13 protein-coding genes and 1 pseudogene are annotated in these 18,955 nt (G+C 56.7%); 5 read left to right on the top strand and 9 right to left on the bottom strand.

The window, feature by feature from the left end; all coding sequences use genetic code 11:
- Nucleotides 1-6: 6 nt before the first annotated feature.
- Together rpmF and BI364_RS08475 are read right to left on the bottom strand one after the other, a co-directional pair.
- A complete protein-coding gene (rpmF, locus tag BI364_RS08480) occupies nucleotides 7-195 on the bottom strand; it encodes a 50S ribosomal protein L32 (protein WP_070078372.1) in 189 nt (62 codons plus the stop codon).
- Between the two features lie 18 nt (nucleotides 196-213).
- The gene (locus BI364_RS08475; protein WP_070078371.1) at nucleotides 214-738 is read right to left on the bottom strand and encodes a YceD family protein; all 525 of its coding nucleotides are present in this window, start codon (nucleotides 736-738) and stop codon (nucleotides 214-216) included.
- A gap of 156 nt (nucleotides 739-894) precedes the next feature.
- Between BI364_RS08475 and BI364_RS08470 the strand changes: the two genes are divergently transcribed.
- From BI364_RS08470 to BI364_RS08460, 3 genes are read left to right on the top strand one after another with little or no spacing between them, the layout of a single operon-like run.
- Nucleotides 895-2,313 (top strand): acetyl-CoA carboxylase biotin carboxylase subunit, encoded by a 1,419-nt coding sequence (locus tag BI364_RS08470; protein ID WP_070079975.1) that lies wholly within the window; start codon nucleotides 895-897, stop codon nucleotides 2,311-2,313.
- Between the two features lie 16 nt (nucleotides 2,314-2,329).
- On the top strand, nucleotides 2,330-4,165 hold the full coding sequence (gene oadA, locus BI364_RS08465) for a sodium-extruding oxaloacetate decarboxylase subunit alpha (RefSeq protein WP_070078370.1): 1,836 nt from the start codon (nucleotides 2,330-2,332) through the stop codon (nucleotides 4,163-4,165).
- Entirely contained in the window at nucleotides 4,162-4,749 is a 588-nt protein-coding gene (locus BI364_RS08460; protein ID WP_070078369.1) for a Maf family protein, read from the top strand. The genes oadA and BI364_RS08460 overlap by 4 nt, the downstream gene beginning before the upstream one ends.
- Nucleotides 4,750-4,840: 91 nt before the next feature.
- On the opposite strand, the gene BI364_RS08455 is transcribed toward BI364_RS08460, so the two are convergent.
- Together BI364_RS08455 and BI364_RS08450 are read right to left on the bottom strand one after the other, a co-directional pair.
- A complete protein-coding gene (locus tag BI364_RS08455) occupies nucleotides 4,841-5,527 on the bottom strand; it encodes an HAD-IA family hydrolase (RefSeq protein WP_070078368.1) in 687 nt (228 codons plus the stop codon).
- Nucleotides 5,524-6,486: an RluA family pseudouridine synthase gene (locus BI364_RS08450; protein ID WP_070078367.1), complete on the bottom strand. Its 963-nt coding sequence runs from the start codon at nucleotides 6,484-6,486 to the stop codon at nucleotides 5,524-5,526. The genes BI364_RS08455 and BI364_RS08450 overlap by 4 nt, the downstream gene beginning before the upstream one ends.
- Nucleotides 6,487-6,962: 476 nt before the next feature.
- Between BI364_RS08450 and BI364_RS08445 the strand changes: the two are divergent.
- Nucleotides 6,963-8,710: pseudogene (locus tag BI364_RS08445) on the top strand (Rne/Rng family ribonuclease); the annotation flags it as partial.
- 1,185 nt (nucleotides 8,711-9,895) lie between these two features.
- Here the strand turns inward: BI364_RS08445 and BI364_RS08435 are convergent.
- The 5 genes from BI364_RS08435 to glgC form a co-directional block, all read right to left on the bottom strand.
- Entirely contained in the window at nucleotides 9,896-10,378 is a 483-nt protein-coding gene (locus tag BI364_RS08435) for a low molecular weight protein-tyrosine-phosphatase (RefSeq protein WP_070078365.1), read from the bottom strand.
- 16 nt (nucleotides 10,379-10,394) lie between these two features.
- A complete protein-coding gene (locus BI364_RS08430) occupies nucleotides 10,395-11,747 on the bottom strand; it encodes an adenosylmethionine--8-amino-7-oxononanoate transaminase (RefSeq protein ID WP_070078364.1) in 1,353 nt (450 codons plus the stop codon).
- A gap of 157 nt (nucleotides 11,748-11,904) precedes the next feature.
- The gene (gene malQ, locus BI364_RS08425; protein WP_070078363.1) at nucleotides 11,905-13,389 is read right to left on the bottom strand and encodes a 4-alpha-glucanotransferase; all 1,485 of its coding nucleotides are present in this window, start codon (nucleotides 13,387-13,389) and stop codon (nucleotides 11,905-11,907) included.
- Nucleotides 13,386-15,167, bottom strand: coding sequence for a glycoside hydrolase family 57 protein (locus tag BI364_RS08420; RefSeq protein ID WP_070078362.1), 1,782 nt, complete (start codon nucleotides 15,165-15,167; stop codon nucleotides 13,386-13,388). The genes malQ and BI364_RS08420 overlap by 4 nt, the downstream gene beginning before the upstream one ends.
- Nucleotides 15,157-16,422, bottom strand: a complete 1,266-nt coding sequence (gene glgC / locus BI364_RS08415) for a glucose-1-phosphate adenylyltransferase (protein ID WP_070078361.1) — start codon at nucleotides 16,420-16,422, stop codon at nucleotides 15,157-15,159. The genes BI364_RS08420 and glgC overlap by 11 nt, the downstream gene beginning before the upstream one ends.
- Nucleotides 16,423-16,590: 168 nt before the next feature.
- Between glgC and glgB the strand changes: the two genes are divergently transcribed.
- The gene (gene glgB, locus BI364_RS08410; RefSeq protein WP_070078360.1) at nucleotides 16,591-18,768 is read left to right on the top strand and encodes a 1,4-alpha-glucan branching protein GlgB; all 2,178 of its coding nucleotides are present in this window, start codon (nucleotides 16,591-16,593) and stop codon (nucleotides 18,766-18,768) included.
- Nucleotides 18,769-18,955 lie beyond the last annotated feature (187 nt).

Raw genomic sequence — 18,955 nt, 5'->3', positions numbered from 1 at the left:
TAACGCTTATTCCTCGGAGACAGCTGCCGGCTTGATTACCTGGCGACCGCGGTAGAAACCATCCGGGGTGATGTGATGACGGCGGTGGGTCTCGCCGGTAGTCGGATCGACGGAAAGCGTGGGGGACTTGAGCGCATCGTGCGAGCGACGCATGCCACGGCGGGACGGGGTGGTTCGGCCTTGTTGGACAGCCATTGTGATATCTCCAGTATTTTAGTCTTTCAATGTTCGCAAAACGTCGAACGGATTGGCCGCCCGCTTGGGGGTTGGCGTCTCGTCAAACTCTGACCTGGCAAGCCAGGCAATATTTTCCTGATCACACTCCGTCAGGGCGGTATGGCGCGGGATCAACGGTAGGCCAAGCAGTATTTCGTCTTCCAGCAGATCCCTCAAAAACAGCCCATCCTCATCCACGGACAGGGTGTCTTCATCCATCTCATCCAAACCAGGCGATGCACCGACCAGCGCAAGCCGCTGCCTCAACTCAAGCGTAAAATCCACACGCCCTAGGCACCGTTCGCAGCGCAGGGTCAGTATTGCACGGCAATCCAGCTCGACAAACGGTCGCTGTGCCTCGTCCCGCACAAAGCGAAACCCCACCTCGATACCGTCATCGGCAGCGGAGACAGTCGCGGCGAGCAGCCTGGGCATTTGCCCGATGGGTACCCGCCCTCGCAACTCCCGGCCCTGCTCTGCCGCCCTAAAGGGATCAATACGTTGAGGCAGCTTGTCGGACATAAGCCGGCAATTTTAATGACTTTATGGGGCGTGTGTCAAAGCCCATGACGCAGCATGCCTTTCCATGGTTGCCCAACAGAAGGCATGCTGGGATACTTCGGCTCGGTGCCTTCGCAGATTGCCGCCGAGCGACCACGCAGCGACCATAATATCGCCATGATCAAAAAAATACTCATTGCCAATCGTGGCGAGATCGCTGTGCGCATTATCCGTGCGTGCGCCGAACTCGGCATTACCTCGGTCGCGGTATACACGGACGCGGACCGGCACGCCCTGCATGTGAAGAAGGCCGACGAGTCCTATTACATAGGACCCGACAGCCAGGCAGGCTATCTCAGCATACATCGCATGGTGAATCTGGCTCGAGCCTCCGGTTGCGACGCGATTCACCCTGGGTATGGATTTCTTTCCGAAAATGCCGGGTTCGCACGCCAGTGCGAGGCTCGCGGGGTCATATTCATCGGCCCCACTGCGGCGGTCATCGAACGCATGGGAGATAAACTGGCAGCCCGTGCCGCGATGATCGCCGCCGGCGTTCCCGTAGTGCCTGGCAGCGAAGGGAATCTAAGCGGTCTCGATGAAGCGGTCGTCTTGGCGGACGAAATCGGATATCCGGTCATGCTCAAGGCCACGACCGGGGGTGGCGGGCGCGGTATACGGCGTTGCGACACTCCGGACGACTTGCAGCGCAATTATGATCGCGTCCTTTCAGAAGCGACCAAGGCCTTCGGATCGGCCGAAATTTTCATGGAAAAGGCGGTCGTCAACCCACGCCATATCGAAGTCCAGATCCTGGCTGACGCGCATGGCAATGTCGTACACCTGTTCGAACGCGATTGTTCGATCCAGCGACGCCATCAAAAATTACTGGAAATCGCACCTTCACCACAGCTGAGCGATGCGCAGCGAGAGCTTATCGGTGAACTCGCCGTACGTGCCGCTCAGGCCGTCGGTTATACCAATGCGGGAACCGTGGAATTCTTGCTGGACCAAGACGGCAGTTTTTATTTCATGGAAATGAATACGCGTCTACAGGTCGAGCACCCTGTCACTGAAATGATTACAGGTATCGACCTGGTGCAGGCACAGATCAATGTTGCCGCCGGCCTGCCGTTGCCGTACGCGCAGCAAGACATCGCGCGCAACGGCTTCGCCATCGAATTCCGCATCAATGCCGAAGATCCGCAAAACGACTTCCTGCCAAGTTTCGGTCGCATCACCCGTTATTTCGCACCGGGAGGGCCAGGCGTGCGTACCGATGGGGCGATCTACACCGGTTACTACATTCCGCCGCATTATGATTCCATGCTCGCTAAGCTGGTGGTCTGGGCGCCGGACTGGGATGGTCTGCTGCGACGCGGGCGACGCGCCCTGCACGACATTGGCGTATACGGAGTCAAGACCACGATCCCCTACCATCTGCAGATACTCGGTACGTCGGCATTCATCGAGGGTCATTTCGATACCGGATTCGTCGAGGCGCATCCCGAATTAACCGATTATTCACTCAAGCGCTCATCGCGCGAAATGGCCGCTGCCATCGCCGCCACGCTCGCCGCGCATCGCGGCCTATGACCAGGCAGGACGAACCATGACGCAGGTACACATCACCGACACCATTCTCCGGGATGCGCATCAAAGCCTGATTGCCACGCGCCTGCGCACCGAAGATATGCTCCCTGCCTGCGAACGGCTAGATCGAGCGGGCTACTGGTCACTTGAGGTCTGGGGTGGCGCCACCTTTGACGCCTGCTTACGCTTCCTCAAGGAAGATCCCTGGGAGCGTCTGCGCAAACTGCGCGAGGCCTTACCGAAAACACGCCTACAGATGCTGCTGCGTGGGCAGAACCTACTGGGCTATCGCCATTACTCCGACGATGTCGTGCGCGCCTTCGTGGCCAGCGCGGCTGGCAACGGCATCGACGTATTCCGTATCTTTGATGCACTCAATGATCTACGCAACCTAAAAACCGCGATTGAAGCGGTCAAGCACGCAAACAAGCATGCCCAAGGTGCCATTTCATATACGCAAAGCCCGGTCCATACCATCGAACAGTTCGTGCGCCAAGCCAAGCAGTTGCGCAAAATGGGCTGTGACAGCCTAGTCGTCAAGGATATGGCCGGGCTGTTGACGCCCTACAACACCGCCGAACTCTTCGCTGCCCTCACGAACGCGGTTGATTGCCCGATTCATTTGCATACACACGCCACTTCCGGACAATCGGAGATGTGTCATTTGATGGCCATAGAAAACGGTTGTCGACACATCGATACGGCCATCTCGGCATTTGCCGGAGGGACCAGTCACGCCCCCACCGAGGCGATGGTCGCGGCGCTGGCGAACACACCCTACGATACCGGTTTAGATCTAGGCTTGATTCAGGAAATTGGCTTCTACTTTCGCGAAGTACGTAAAAAATACCATCAGTACGAAAGTGAATTCACGGGTGTTGACACCCGCGTGCTCAGCAGCCAGCTACCCGGCGGCATGATCTCCAACTTAGTCAACCAGCTTCGCGAACAGGGGGCCATCGATCGCTTCAGCGCCGTGCTCGCCGAAATACCACGTGTGCGCGAAGATCTCGGTTATCCGCCTTTGGTTACACCCAGCTCTCAGATCGTCGGTACACAGGCCGTACTGAACGTCATCACCGGAGAGCGCTACAAGACCATCACCAATGAGGTGAAAATGTACTTCCAGGGCCGCTACGGTCGTGCGCCGGGCCGGGTCAACCCGGTGGTGCGCCGCCAGGCGATCGGCAACCAGGAAACCATCACCCAGCGCCCCGCCGACCTACTCCCCCCGGAAATGGATCGTCTGCGCCAGGAAGCCGGAGAGTTCTCTCGTAGCGAGGAGGATGTGCTGACGGTAGCCATGTTCCCCGAGATCGGCGCGGAATTTCTCAGGCAGCGCGCCGAGTCGACATTACAACCTGAAGTGCTTCAACCCCTCGTCCCCGCCCAAGCCGAGGCCACGCCACGCACCGCGCCGCTGGAATTCAATGCGACCCTTCATGGTGAAACCTATCACATCAAGGTCACCGGCAGTGGCCATCGGCGTGACGCAATACGCCCCTTCTACGTCACCGTTGACGGCATCCCCGAGGAAATCATGCTCGAGGTCCTCGACGAAGTTGCCCTGGACAGCGAGAACGGTGAATCAACTCACCGTAGCACTGCAGGTGGCAGCAAACGACCGCGGGCCACACGCCCAGGCCAAATCTCGACCACCATGCCGGGTACGGTGATCGAGGTACTGGTAGAGGCCGGGCAAAACGTCAAGGCCGGCGATCCGCTGCTCATCATCGAGGCCATGAAGATGGAAACCGAGATCCAGGCCGCGATCGGCGGCACGGTCCAGGCGGTCTACGTGGCTAAGGGCGAGAGTGTCAATCCTGACGAGACCCTTATCGAAATCGCACCATGAATCGACAGCTGGTGCTGGCCTCTTCATCCCCCTATCGGCGCGAGCTGTTGAGTCGTCTCCAACTACCCTTCGAGGCGATTTCGCCAGACATCGATGAAACCCCAAGGAAGGCGGAAACCCCGCAGGCCATGGTCAGGAGGCTCTCCGAGAGCAAGGCCACCGCGCTGCGTGAACGGTTTCCAGAGGCATTGCTGATCGGCTCAGACCAGTGTGTGGTATTGGGCGATTCCATCATCGGCAAACCGGGCACACATGAGGCTGCCCGGGCACAATTGCAAGCAGCCTCTGGTCGCCAGATTGAAGTCCATACGGGTTTGTGCCTGCTGGATGCGGCCACTGGCGTGGCCTGGAACGACGTGGTGAGCTACGACATTGTGTTCCGCGAACTGGATACGCTGGAAATCGAACGTTATCTAGAAATCGAACAACCCTATGACTGTGCCGGCAGCGTCAAATCCGAAGGTTTAGGTGTCGCACTACTGAAACGCATGCGTGGTGACGACCCCAGTGCTCTGATCGGATTGCCACTGATACGCTTGTGCGAAATGTTGCGCGCGGCCGGGATGCACATCCCGGCCGCTTAACAGCATCCACCAGCCAAACCCATGGGAACCCTCAAACAGCAGCGAGCGAGATCGCCGGATGCTGCATTGAATCCCACGCTAATTAACCCGATCAGGCGATTTTTGCGGTTTCAGTTCCGCGATGATTGGATTGTAGCCACGAGGGTAGCGCGCTGATGCAATCCAGAATCACCAACGGGTCAAGTGCGCGCAAATCCGATACGGAGTGAACCCCGTAACTCACGCCCACCGAGGCCACACCAGCATTGCGCGCCATCTCCAGATCGAAGGTCGTGTCTCCGATCATCAAGGTATGTTCCGGCATAACGCCGCAAACGCGCATCAAGGCCTCGATCATGGCCGGATGGGGCTTGGAAAAACTTTCATCGGCGCAACGCGTTGCGTGAAAGCGTGGAGTCAGGCCGGTTTCGCACAAGCCGCGATCTAGGCCTGCCCTGCCCTTTCCCGTGGCCACGGCAAGCAGATAACCCGTGGCTTCGAGTTCGCTCAGGACATCGTGTACGCCTGGAAATAGGCGCTGGCTGATGCCCTCTCCCTGCAGAAAAGCCTCTCGGTAAGCATCGGCAAATCGAGAGATAAAATGCTCATCTGCCTCGGCGTACAAGCTGCGCACCGCTTCACGAATGCCCAGACCGATAATTCGGCGGATGTCGGTAGCCGGCAACGGGTTCAGATCGAGTGCGCGCATGGCGGTCTGCATACTGGCCACGATCCGAGCCTCCGAGTCCATCAAGGTGCCGTCCCAGTCGAACACCAGCAAGGAAAATTTCCGGTTCATGATGTCTCCAGTCGATCCAGGCAAGCCTGAAGGTCAGGCGGTAGGGGTATCCTGAAATGGTACCGCTGGCCGGTGACAGGCATCTGAAATCGCAACTCTGCCGCATGCAAAAACTGGCGTTTGAGGCCGACGGCCCGCTCGGCTCTGTCGGCAGTGAAATCCCCGTAGCGACCATCGCCCGCAACGGAGTGTCCAATATGGGCAGCATGCACGCGAATCTGATGCGTACGGCCCGTGCCGATACGCACCTCCATTAAGGTGTGATTGGACAATCGGCGAATCGGCTTGAAGTGACTACGCGCCTCACTTCCATCGTCGTTGACGGTGACATTGCGTGCCATGCTCCGTCCCTGCTCGCGTGTCAATGGCAGGTCTACTTGGCGTTCGCCGCCCTGCCAGGCGCCGTGGAGCAAGGCCAGGTAACGCTTATCCATGCCTTCGCCACGCAGCAATGTGTGTAGACGTGTCAGGCTGTCGCGTGATTTGGCGATCAGCAGCAAACCGCTGGTTTCGCGATCCAGTCGATGGACCAATTCCAAGAAGGGGGCATTAGGACGTGCCGCCCGCAACACCTCGATAAGGCCATAGCGCAGACCGCTGCCGCCATGCACGGCGAGTCCCGCCGGTTTGTCTAAGGCGATTAATGCATCGTCCTCATGTACAACCGCGGATTCGATACGAGTCAACAGAGCCGCGGGAATACTGGCCGCGTCGGTGCCAGCCGGCAGCACGTTGATCGGAGGTACGCGCACCGTATCACCCGCTTCCAATCGCTGCGCGGGCTTGGCCCGGCCACCGTTGATCCTGACCTCACCCTTTCTGACGATACGATAGACCAGATTCTTGGAAACCCCCTTGAGTTCGCGTAGCAGGAAGTTGTCCAGGCGCTGGCCTGCGTGCTGCTCGTCCACGGCTATTTGGCGTACGCGAGGTGAATCGGTTTGCGAAGTCGTTTTCATAAATACATGATATCAGCACACAACCAGCTTTGATGCGCACGCTCAACCTTGCTATATTTGCAAGGGGCACAGGTAATACGCATTGTGGATGCCCCTATCAGCAGTGATTTCCCCGTGATCGGACCTAGTCGGATCACTTCAGGGGCGCACCCAAAGCGGGTGTGACCCCAAACACGTAAGGTACCGTTTGACCTTGTTCATGGATGGCCTTTGCACGACTCATATATACGGCGAACCGGTATCGCTTCCCGTATCGTCGTGCGTCGGCAGGCTAGATCATCCGCACCATGCAAGGCACACAAACGGCATAACAAAACCTAGAGCCCCGCGTCGCCGCTACTGGCCGACCCAGACACAACGGTTGATCCGCGACTGGCTGATCCTGTATTTCGGAAGCCTATTCAGCGCGCACGATCGGTTACCCGGTCGCCCCCAGACAACGGCGGCTGGGCTCTCCTATAGAGACACGTCAATCCATGAAACGCATTCTGATCAACGCCACGCAGCCCGAAGAGCTACGCGTGGCCATGGTCGACGGCCAACGGCTGTACGACCTAGACATCGAAGTTCCTTCACGCGAACAGAAGAAATCCAACGTCTACACGGGCGTCATCACCCGGGTTGAGCCCAGCCTAGAAGCCGCCTTCGTCAATTTTGGCAGCGACCGGCACGGCTTTCTGTCCTTTAAGGAAGTCGGGCGCGAGTATTACGCCGAAGAGGTACGGGACGCCTCTGCGCGACCAACGATCAAGGAGGCGCTCCGCGAGGGGCAAACGCTGCTCGTACAGGTTGAAAAAGAGGAGCGGGGCACTAAGGGTGCCGCGTTGACTACCTTCATTAGCCTGGCTGGCCGCTACCTCGTGCTGATGCCCAACAACCCGCGGGCAGGTGGCGTTTCGAGGCGTATCGAGGGCGACGACCGCAGTGAATTGCGTGACGCCATGAGCCAGCTTGAAGTGCCCGAGGGAATGGGCCTGATCGCGCGTACCGCCGGTGTCGGCCGAACGGCGGAGGAGCTGCAGTGGGATCTTGATTACCTGATGGTGCTGTGGGAAGCCATTCGCACGGCCTCGACCGAACGCAAACCTCCCTGCCTGATCTATCAGGAAAGCAACGTTATCATCCGCGCTCTGCGCGATCATTTTCGCAATGACATCTCGGAAGTCATCATCGACGATGCCAAGGTCTATGAGCAGGCCCTGGATTTCGTCCACCAGGTCATGCCGCAGAGCGCACGCAAGATCAAGCTCTACGAAGACCGAGTTCCATTGTTCAACCGCTATCAGGTCGAGAATCAGATCGAAAGCGCCTTCGACCGCGAGGTACGTCTTCCCTCCGGTGGTGCCATCGTCGTCGATCATACCGAGGCACTGGTCTCTATTGACGTCAACTCGGCAAGGTCGACCAAGGGCTGCGATATCGAAGAAACTGCACTGAATACCAATCTCGAAGCTGCCGACGAAGTTGCACGTCAACTCCGCCTGCGGGATCTCGGCGGTCTTGTGGTCATCGATTTCATCGACATGGCGCCAAGCAAGCATCAACGCGAGGTCGAAAACCGCCTGCGTGATGCGCTCAAGTTAGATCGTGCACGCGTCCAAATCGGTCGCATCTCCCGCTTCGGGTTGCTGGAGATGTCACGCCAGCGCCTACGTCCTTCTTTGGGCGAATCCAGCCATATCGTCTGCCCGCGCTGCAGCGGTCATGGCACGATTAGGGATGTCGAATCCCTCGCGCTTGCGGTGATCCGTCTGATAGAAGAAGAGGCGATCAAGGACAAGACCACCCAGATTGTTACCAAGGTACCAGTGGAGGTAGGCACCTTCCTGCTTAACGAAAAGCGCAGCACTTTGACGGATATCGAGCAGCGCCACCGTGTACAGATCGTTGTAGTCCCCACCCCCACCTTGGAAACACCTCATTTCGAACTCGAGCGAGTGCGAGACGACGGCAAACCAAAGGAAGAGGATGCTAGTGAACAACTCAGCTACAAGCTGATAGAGACGGCACCAGAACCCACCGTTCAGACAAGCAAGTCAAATGGTCCCAGCGTCACCCAACAAGCGCCGGCGGTTTCCATGATCGCCCCCCGCCCGTAGAACCCAGCCCGTCCACACCGGTCGATGCGAGCGTACCCGAAATAGGTGTCAAACCAGGTTTGATTACGCGTATCTGGCATAGCCTGTTTGCCCCCATGCCGGAACAGGCAGGCAGTGCGCAACAACCTGCAGAATCCACCCCTCGGCCCAGGCCGCAGGCGCGTATCGTTCCTTCGCAACAATCCTCCTCCACCCGTACAGACGATAACGCGCGCAAGCGCGACAAGCCGTCGCGCGACCGTACTGCAAAGTCGGAAGAAGGTCGCCGTGGCGACGCCCGTCAAGATGGACGACGGTCGGCAGCCCAAACCCGTGGTGGCGAGCGCGCTGAAAAGCTCGTAGAGAGTAATAAGCCCCCCTCGCCGTCGAAGTTGACACCCAGACCCAGCAACCAGGACCTGAATCAACCGCCACGCAAGAAGAGACGCAGGCACCACGGTCGCGCTCCAGCCGCCGACGTTCGAACCGGCGACGTGGACGCAACCGCGAACCCGGTGAGCGCGCTGAAGCCGGCGAAAATAATAATTCGGAAACCACCGAAGCTCCCGCGGAAGGCGAGGCGAATACCAATCACCCGGTAGAAAACGCCAACAACGAAGCAACGGTGCGCGAACGCGATGATAATACTGGGGCGCGGGATGAGACTGCCCCGAGTAGCCGCAGTCGGAACCGGAGACGGCGTGGTGGCCAGAAGCGCGCGGTCGACGGCGAAGCCATCGCCAGCAGTGAGGGCGGGCAAGACAACGGCGCTCATTCCGTTGGTGACGCTCAGCCTGACGCACAGGCCGTGGCGAAATCATCGCAGAGCCCCCGCGATACGGAACAACGCGCCGAAGTAGAAAACATGAGGCCGCTTGCAAACCATGATGATGCGTCTTCGTCGACACCCGCCGTCCAGAAGCCTGCCCGTCAGCCGTCGGGAGAAACGACGATACGTCGGGATACTGGAGACATTTCCGTAACCTCAGGTCCCGTCGATGCTCCATCCCCTAAGACGACGGTGCAAGTGTCCGATCAGGGCACCCCAGCGACGGTGAATCCCTCTGCTTCAGCAGCCGTACAGAGTCCGCCCCCTCCCACGCCGGTGGCAGCGCCTACGCCGCCAGCGACCGCGACCGCAGCTGAACCACACACGCGGGTGTCCGATGCGCCCGTAGAAAAGGCGCCAGGTTCAACAACCGAAGAACGCCCTGCAGGTCCAGGCAAGACCGCAGAGGGCTGAGCGCATTCAGGCCGTGGTTCGCCGCCCTCCGCCAAGGGGGCGGCGAAGCTTCGCGCTCAACGCTCATTGCACGTTAGATCAAGAAGCCCTATCCGCGTTGGCGCCGTATGTGCTCGACAAGCCCATTACCGGCATCCTCCACTAGATCCAATACCCGCTCGAAACCTCCTTGCCCGCCATAATACGGATCCGGCACCTCAATCACGCCCAGATCCGGCGCGAAGCTCATCAACAGCCTTATCGATGACATGGATTGTGGATTAAGATTTTGCGCTCGCAATATCTCCAGATTGGCCTGATCCATCACCAGCACGTAATCGAAACGCTCGAAATCATCTGCCCGTATGCGTCGTGCACGTTGTCCCGCAAGATCATATCCCCGGCGTCGTGCTGCGGCCTGCATGCGCGCATCGGGCGGTTCGCCTACATGGTAGGCATGCGTACCCGCGGAATCCACGTGCACATGCGGTGTAAGCCCTGCATCAGCCAACTGATGTTCGAACACCCCCTGTGCAGCCGGAGACCGGCAAATATTGCCCATACAAACGAATAACACACCGATATCCCGCATATCTCATTTCCTCGCGCTAATCCTGCGTTGCTAAGGCGATCCCTTCGGTTGCAATCGTCGCGAGCAAATCGATCTGTTCCGGGGTGATCACATAGGGCGGCATGAAATACACCACATTACCGAGCGGCCGTAACAACGCACCGCGGGTTAACGCATGCCGGTACACGCGCAATCCGCGCCGTTCTTGCCACGGATAGGCTTTGCGAGTTGGCTTGTCTGCCACCATCTCGATGGCGAGCACCATGCCCGTCTGGCGGATCTCCGCAACATGAGGGTGATCCTGCAAATGAGCCACGGCAGCGCCCATATGAGTCGCCAATACGCGGTTGCGCGCCAATATGTCGTCAGATTCAAAGATATCCAGTGTTGCCAAGGCCGCGCTGCAGGCAAGCGGGTTGCCTGTATAGGAGTGCGAGTGTAGGAATGCATTCATGCGTTCGTAATCATCATAAAACGCTTGATAAATTGTATCGTGTGTCATCACGGCGGCCAGCGGCAGATAGCCACCCGTGAGCCCCTTGGACAAGCACATAAAATCAGGGGTGATATCGGCTTGTTCACAGGCGAAGAGCGTCCCGGTTCGCCCGAAACCCACTGCGATCTCATCTGCGATCAGATGAACGCCATGCCGATCACAGGCTTCGCGCAATAATCTCAGATATTCCGGGTCGTACATGCGCATATTGCCGGCACACTGAACCAGGGGCTCGACGATCACCGCACAGGTTTCATGTGCATGACGCGCGAGGGCGGCCTCCATGTGCGCGAATTGACGATGTGCAACGTCGGCACAGCTCTCCCCTGCTTCGCGCTCATAGCAATCCGCCCCGGAGACGACAATGGATTCCATCAACAAGGGGGCATAGGTTTCCTTATAAAGTGAAACATCCCCCACCGAAAGCGCCCCCAATGTCTCGCCATGGTAGCTGTTGGATAGACAGATAAAACGGGTTTTATCTGTCCGGCCAAGATTCCGCCAATAGTGGAAACTCATCTTGAGTGCTACTTCGACGGCAGCCGAACCGTTGTCGGCGTAAAAGCAGCGACTGAGCCCTGGTGGCGTTATTTCAACCAACCGCTCGGCAAGGCGCACGGCCGGTTCATGTGAAAATCCGGCCAGAATGACATGTTCGAGTGTATCGAGCTGCGCCTTCACCGCCGCGTTGATGCGCGGATTGGCATGACCGAAGAGATTGACCCACCATGAACTCACTGCATCAATGTAACGTCGTCCCTCGAAGTCCTCCAGCCAGACGCCCTCACCCCGGCGTATAGGTACTAACGGCAGGGTTTCGTGATCCTTCATTTGCGTACAAGGATGCCAAAGCACCGCCAGATCACGGTCGTGTAGGTCTTGATTGTTGCGCATGTATTATCCGGAATTCGAGGACTGGCGCGCCGTGCGTGCCAAGTCTTGATGACGGGGCGTACGTGCCGTGTGCCGTCGGCTGCGACACGCCGGCGAAGGCAAGCAGTCTATCAGGCATAGCCGATGAGCGGCCAGTCATGGGCCTTGGGGCGGGAGATCAGTGCGCCAAGCGTCCGTACATGTCACACCATGCCCGTACCTTTGATGCCAGCGTATCGGGACACATCGACCATGTGAAACGCCAACGCCAATTGTCAGGGGAACAGGTGCCTGGGGTATTCATACGATGCGTCGTGTCCAGCATCAGCAGATCCTGCATCGGCACGACGGTAAGCTGGGCCACCGAGGCGAAGGCACAACGCACAAGTGCTGCTGGCATGCCTTCACTGGGTTCTCCAAGATATGCCAGGACATGCGCCTGAACTTCCTCTGGACACTTCTCAAACCATCCCAGTGTGGTGTCATTGTCATGTGTGCCCGTATACACCACGCAGTTACGGGCATGATTATGGGGCAAATAAGGGTTCAGGGCATCGCTGTCAAACGCAAACTGCAGGATGCGCATACCTGGAAGCTCGAAATCATCCCTTAATGCGACAACGGGTTCGGTAATGACGCCAAGGTCTTCTGCAACAATCGGCAATTGACCGAAATGCTCAAGCAGGCTTTCGAACAGCGCTCGCCCAGGCACCTCTACCCACTGGCCATTCATGGCGGTTTCCTCACCCATGGGTATCGACCAACAAGCCTGGAAACCACGAAAATGATCTACTCGCAGAAAATCATACAACTCAAGTTGTGCCTCCAGACGTTCTTTCCACCAGCTAAAATCTGTCTCCGCCATGCGGTCCCAGCGGTACAAGGGATTACCCCATAGTTGGCCAGTCGCCGAAAAATAATCTGGTGGGACGCCGGATCTGGATAATGCATGGCCCGCATTGTCCAGATCGAATAGGTGACGATGTACCCAAACATCCGCGCTGTCGTGGGCAACGAATATCGGCATATCCCCGAACAATCGTATGCCGCGATCATTCGCATAGGCACGCAGGCGTCGCCACTGTTCAAAGAACAGGAACTGCGTGAAGCAGCATCGTTCGATCGCATCGTGCAGCGATACGCGTACCTCCTCCAGCGCAGTGGGATCCCGATCCCGCAAAGGAACCGGCCAGGCCCACCAGGGTTGTTCGTCATGCGTTCGCCTGATCGCTCGATACAAGGCGAAGTCTTCAAGCCAGTACGCATGGCGTGATCTAAAGGCTCTGTAGCGTTCACCGTGTTCCGCCGGTAAACGTGCGAGTTGAGCGATCGCACTATCAAGCAATGCAATACGGTCTTCTACGGAAGGTGCAATGCCGTATTCAGCGCTTACTTGTTGAAAATTAATAAGACGACTGTCCCCGGCATGCGCGGACTGGCATTGATACGGCGAGCCATCGTCATGGACTTCATTGAGTGGTAAGACCTGCCATACGCCGATACCAGCGGCACTCAGGAGGTCCACGAAGTGATAAGCTTCCGCTCCAAAATCGCCTGTATCACCCTCGCCCGGCAAGGACGTCGGATGAAGGAGAACCCCTGCACTGCGCGCGCCCAATACGGGTGAGACCCGCTCACACCCCTGGTCGCGCTGTCCTGTCATGGTGAATCTTGACCTTTTCGCATGGTGCCACCCGTCGCCGGGTCGCCGCCACCATAAGTAAAGGAGTGTGCCAGATATTCAGGTGACGCCACGCCCAGGAGCTGATAGAGGTTGCTTAGATGCAGCCGGTACAGACGTTCGAAGTCGCTCACGGAACCCGATGGATTATAGTCACCGAACCACCAACACCAATCGGAGCCTTCACAGATGGCCAGTTGTTCAGTGGCGCGTTCCAGCGCATCTGGTGCTAGGGAATTTTCGGCGACGGCACGATCATAGGCTTGCTTTGCCTCGACAAGCATGAGCCAACCCTGATTTTTGTCGTGATCACCGATCCAAGTGGAAAATGTCCCATATACCCAGCTGCCTGAAATGATGGTTTTAAGATTGCCAGTTGCGGCTTCCGAAGTCATTGTCGTGGGCTTCCGTCCAACAACCCCAGGTACTAGCTCGATCTGGCCGCGGAGCTGCAATGCATCCGTGAATGTAGTCATCTGGATTTTCGGGTGTTCTGCAAGCAGCTGATACAATTTCGATAAAAAATAATATCCGTTCGCAGGATAATATTCCCACGCATTTTCACCATCCAACACAACAGACACGATTCTCGGCATTTCTCCCGCTCCGGATGGATCGTCTGCCAACGTTTCGAGTTCATGTACGAAGTTGGCAGCAGCGTCATCGCCATGCCATGTCGAATACGTGAACCCGATCGCGTCTGAAAGCTTATCGTCGCGGAAGAAGCACTGGATACCGCTATTTCCGTGTCGATAGGAGCGATAAAGCCAGCTCTTGGAGTCTTTGAGTTTTTTCCCCGAAATTTTCAGGCTGTTTGCCAGGACCGTTTCACCACTGGCCGCCCACTTGAACCCCATATCGCCAAGCAAATCCAGAGTTGGGCCGCTGATACTCCCTTCGGATGGCCAACACCCCCCGACAGACATACCGAATATCCGTTCAAACACCGCTTTCCCATGTTCGATATGCCATCTGACACGAGCCTCACCTCCAGGGTACTGGGATAAGGTGTCTGGCAAAATGACCTCTGGCCATGCCTCCCGCGCACAGTTCAGATCGATCATCAGTGGCATGATCGGATGCCCATAGGGGGTAATCGACAACTCAATACGCCCCTGCTTGGCAAGTATTTGGTAACGATCAAGCAGGCGCGTAAGATTTTCCCCGATCACCTCTATCAGGTTTCTCCGATCAGACAAAGTGAAATGCGTGCCCTTGGCGATCAGGTGTTTGATGCGCGCATCGCTGCGCCGGATGGTCTCTCCCATCCAGGCTAGGTGATACCAAACCAACAGATCCGCGAGGAATTGATCGGATACATAATCGATGGTGTGCTCCTGGTGCTGCATCCAGGTCACCATATCGACAAGCCCCTTGTAGATGGGCCAAGGCTCAATCATGCGTGTGCGATTGGCTTTGAGGCAGGACTGCGCCAGCCACATCCGCTGCTCAGGAGCAGCAGGCATCGACTCAGCGCCCAACCCGGCCAGGAGGGGATCGCGTAACGCCTGCCCCGATCCCAACCAAGCTTCGATCTGAATCGCATAGTCCTCAAGTTGTTCGAGAAGAATCGGTGCAAAATTAATAACGGCACGCGCATCCGATTCCACCTCAAGATGCGCAACCATATCAGCGTAATCCTTGATCGCATGCAAATAGGTCCACGGCAGCTGAAATTGCCCAGTTTTTCGATCACGGTACTCTGGTTGGTGCATATGCCAGCACAGCACCAGTTGAATAGGTTTTATTTTATCGGGCACGGCGACGAGGTGCTCCCAGCATATCGGAGGTAACTAAGACCACGCCGCCAGGCGAAACATGGAAGCGGCGGGCATCTTGTTCGATGTTTTCGCCGATCACCATGCCGTCTGGCACGTGGCATCCCTTGTCTACGACGGCGCGCTTAATACGGCAATTTTTGCCGACGTGCACATCGGGCAGAATGACGGAATCCTCGATCAAGGCATAGGAATCCACCGCGACATTCGAAAACAGGAGTGAATGCCGGACCAATGCGCCGGATATGATGCAGCCGCCTGACACCATGGAATCTACAGCCATGCCTCGTCGGTCATCGTCATCGAATACGAATTTCGCCGGAGGGAGTTGTTCCTGGTAGGTCCAGATAGGCCAGTCCTGGTCGTATAAATTGAGCTCCGGCGTGATGCCGATCAGCTCAAGATTCGCAGCCCAGTAGGCATCCACGGTGCCGACATCTCGCCAATAGGCCTGAGTGTCTGTCTGAGTATCTCTATATGGGAAGGCCATGACTCGATACCTGCCCACAATGTGCGGAATGATATCCTGACCGAAATCATGCTTCGATTTGGACATATCCGCATCACGCACGAGTTGCTCATACAAAAATGATGCATTAAAAACATAGACACCCATGGATGCCAGCGCGCGGTCTGAGGCGCCTGGCATCGGCGGTGGATTCTCAGGTTTTTCCTGGAAGTCGTAGACCTGCCCAGCTTGATCGCAGGCCATCACGCCGAATGCCTTAGCCGTATCGAGTCCGACCTCAAGACAGGCAACAGTCATGTCTGCATTGGTATCGACATGGTAGGCAATCATCTCGCCATAATCCATTTTGTAGATATGGTCGCCGGCGAGTATCAGAATGTACTCTGGGTCGTGCTCGCGGATGATGTCCAGGTTCTGATAAACCGCATCGGCTGTACCGGCATACCATGATGTATCAACGCGTTGTTGAGCTGGCCATATCTCGACAAATTCGTTGAATTCACCGCGCAGAAACCCCCATCTTTTCTGCACATGCTGAATCAGGGAATGCGCCTTATATTGCGTCAAAACCGCGATACGGCGAATACCTGAATTAATGCAATTGGCTAAGGGAAAATCAATAATGCGGAATTTTCCGCCAAAGGGAACTGCGGGCTTGGCACGCCAGCACGTCAGATCCTTCAGGCGAGCCCCCCGACCACCCGCTAGCACCAGCGCCAGGGTGTCGCGGGTCAGGCGGCTGACGAAGCGTTGCGACTGCACTTTCATGTTGCCGGTTCCTATCACTCATGGGATGGGAGCATAAACATCGGTCGCGGCCCCGAATCGACCTCGGGAAGCATCGTGCTAGACTCACTTGCATCAAAAGCGTACTGGAAGTCGACACCTGATTACAATCTCGCACGTCAATCGAGACATGGCAAGGATTAAGCTGGTATGACAAACGTACTTTCCGAAGATATCACCCGCGTCCTGCGGGCCAGCCATCATGATCCATTCACCTGCCTCGGACGCCATGAGACGGCAGATGGCCTCTCAATCAGGGTCTTCCTACCGCATGCAACTGCCGCCTGGATCGGAGAAAACAGACTCCCTCTCTCACCGGTAAATCAGGCGCCGGGTCTTTTCGAGTGGTACGGCAAGCCCGCCGACCTGCCCGCTCATCCGCTATTGCACTGGAAAGAAGCCTCCGGGGAAGCCTTTACGCGGCACGATCCTTACGCCTTCCCTGTACAGCTAAGCGAATTCGACCTGCAGCTGATCAACACCGGCAAACACTGGCATGCCTATCGCATTCTGGGTGCACATCCCTGGATGACGGATGGTGTCACCGGCATACGTTTCGCTGTGTGGGCGCCAAACGCAGAACGTGTCAGTGTGATCGGCGACTTCAATCATTGGGACGGCCGCTGTCATCCCATGCGAGTGCGTGGCAGCAGCGGGCTCTGGGAACTGTTCATCCCCGACCTAGCTCCAGGATGTCTCTACAAGTTTGAGCTAAGAAATCTTCAGAGCGGACGAGTAGTCACCAAGATAGATCCTTATGCCCGCCAGTTTGAGGTGAGGCCCGAAACCGCATGTATCGTCGTCGCAGACAGTGAGTATGCTTGGGGCGACGAGACATGGCTCGCCACGCGAAAATCCCGCGAATGGCTACACGCACCGATGTCGATTTTCGAGGTTCACCTGGGATCATGGCGGCGGGATGAACAGGGTCTTTTCCTGGATTATCGCACGCTAGCTGAGCAGTTAACGGCCTATGTGTTGGAATTAGGTTTCACGCATGTGGAACTGCTACCCATCACCGAGCATCCACTGGATGCCTCATGGGGATATCAGACCACTGGATATTTCGCTCCCACCAGCCGATTTGGCAATCCCGATGATTTCCGATATCTGGTTGATTGCCTGCATCAGGCCGGCATAGGCGTCCTGCTTGACTGGGTTCCAGGGCATTTCCCTCGCGATGAGCATGCCTTAGCACGCTTCGATGGCACGCCCTTATATGAGCATGCCGATCCAAGATTGGGCGAGCATCGTGACTGGGGCACCTACATATTCAATTATGGTCGCAATGAGGTGCGCAATTTCCTGATCTCAAGTGCGATGTTTTGGGTTGAGGAATTCCATATTGATGGTTTACGTGTCGACGCCGTGGCTTCCATGTTGTATCTCGATTATTCCCGAGACCCAGGAGACTGGCTACCTAATAAATTCGGCGGCAATGAAAATTTAGATGCGCTCGGATTTTTGCGCGAACTCAATACCACGGTGCAAGGCAATCACCCTGGCGTGTTGATCACCGCCGAGGAATCGACCGCATGGCCGCAAGTCACCCGGCCGCCAGATCTCGGCGGCCTTGGTTTTGCCATGAAATGGAACATGGGATGGATGCACGACATCCTGGAGTATTTCAGTAAAGATCCAGTGCATCGCCATTATCACCATGATCAACTGACATTCGGTTTATTGTACGCATTCACGGAAAACTTCATCCTCCCCTTCTCTCATGATGAAGTGGTCCACGGCAAACGCTCACTACTCTATCGAATGCCGGGAGACGAATGGCAACGCTTCGCTAATCTTCGCCTGCTATATGCCTTCATGTTCACCTACCCAGGCAAAAAATTATTATTCATGGGTTGTGAATTCGGGCAAGGTTCAGAGTGGGATTTCGACTCCCAACTGGACTGGTACGTCACGCAATATGCACCCCATCAAGGGATTCATACGCTTATCAGAGATCTCAACCATCTATACCGCGAGTACCCCGCGTTATATCGGCAAGACTTCGAATGGCAAGGATTCGAGTGGATCGACTGCCATGACGCCGCCCAATCGGTGATCAGCTTTATACGCCACGATGATGCGGGGGGACATCTACTCATCGTGTGTAATTTTACGCCGATTCCACGTCAGCAATATCGCATTGGCACGCCACAACAGGGCACCTACCGCGAACGACTAAATTCTGACTCGGCGTATTACGGTGGCACCAACCTTGGCAACCCACCTGTTGTCCATACCGAACAGACACCATGGATGGGACGCGATCAGTCGATCAGTTTACAACTACCACCACTCGGGCTACTGGTTCTGGAGCTCGTTTATTGATATTTGCCGCACGCGACGATTGCCGGCTGCCTGCCGGGCTGGACTAGGCGCCCTGAACTGCTATGATCGCCAACCGCCTGATCCAGTACACACGGTTTCCAGACGCCTTGGAGCCTGGTAATGCGAAGGTGAAATGGCGGAGAGGGAGGGAATCCGGATATCCAGATACAATACCCATATAATCAAT

This window comes from Acidihalobacter yilgarnensis, assembly GCF_001753245.1.
GTDB lineage: Bacteria > Pseudomonadota > Gammaproteobacteria > DSM-5130 > Acidihalobacteraceae > Acidihalobacter > Acidihalobacter yilgarnensis.
This window is presented reverse-complemented; position numbering and strand designations above follow the sequence as displayed.

Bases quoted from the DNA above. Each gene is read 5' to 3' on its own strand.
- BI364_RS08435 (WP_070078365.1), bottom strand. From the start codon at position 10,378: ATGCGGGATATCGGTGTGTTATTCGTTTGTATGGGCAATATTTGCCGG.
- BI364_RS08460 (WP_070078369.1), top strand. From the start codon at position 4,162: ATGAATCGACAGCTGGTGCTGGCCTCTTCATCCCCCTATCGGCGCGAG.
- BI364_RS08455 (WP_070078368.1), bottom strand. From the start codon at position 5,527: ATGAACCGGAAATTTTCCTTGCTGGTGTTCGACTGGGACGGCACCTTG.
- malQ (WP_070078363.1), bottom strand. From the start codon at position 13,389: ATGACAGGACAGCGCGACCAGGGGTGTGAGCGGGTCTCACCCGTATTG.
- BI364_RS08470 (WP_070079975.1), top strand. From the start codon at position 895: ATGATCAAAAAAATACTCATTGCCAATCGTGGCGAGATCGCTGTGCGC.
- BI364_RS08475 (WP_070078371.1), bottom strand. From the start codon at position 738: ATGTCCGACAAGCTGCCTCAACGTATTGATCCCTTTAGGGCGGCAGAG.
- BI364_RS08450 (WP_070078367.1), bottom strand. From the start codon at position 6,486: ATGAAAACGACTTCGCAAACCGATTCACCTCGCGTACGCCAAATAGCC.
- BI364_RS08430 (WP_070078364.1), bottom strand. From the start codon at position 11,747: ATGCGCAACAATCAAGACCTACACGACCGTGATCTGGCGGTGCTTTGG.
- glgC (WP_070078361.1), bottom strand. From the start codon at position 16,422: ATGAAAGTGCAGTCGCAACGCTTCGTCAGCCGCCTGACCCGCGACACC.
- glgB (WP_070078360.1), top strand. From the start codon at position 16,591: ATGACAAACGTACTTTCCGAAGATATCACCCGCGTCCTGCGGGCCAGC.
- rpmF (WP_070078372.1), bottom strand. From the start codon at position 195: ATGGCTGTCCAACAAGGCCGAACCACCCCGTCCCGCCGTGGCATGCGT.
- oadA (WP_070078370.1), top strand. From the start codon at position 2,330: ATGACGCAGGTACACATCACCGACACCATTCTCCGGGATGCGCATCAA.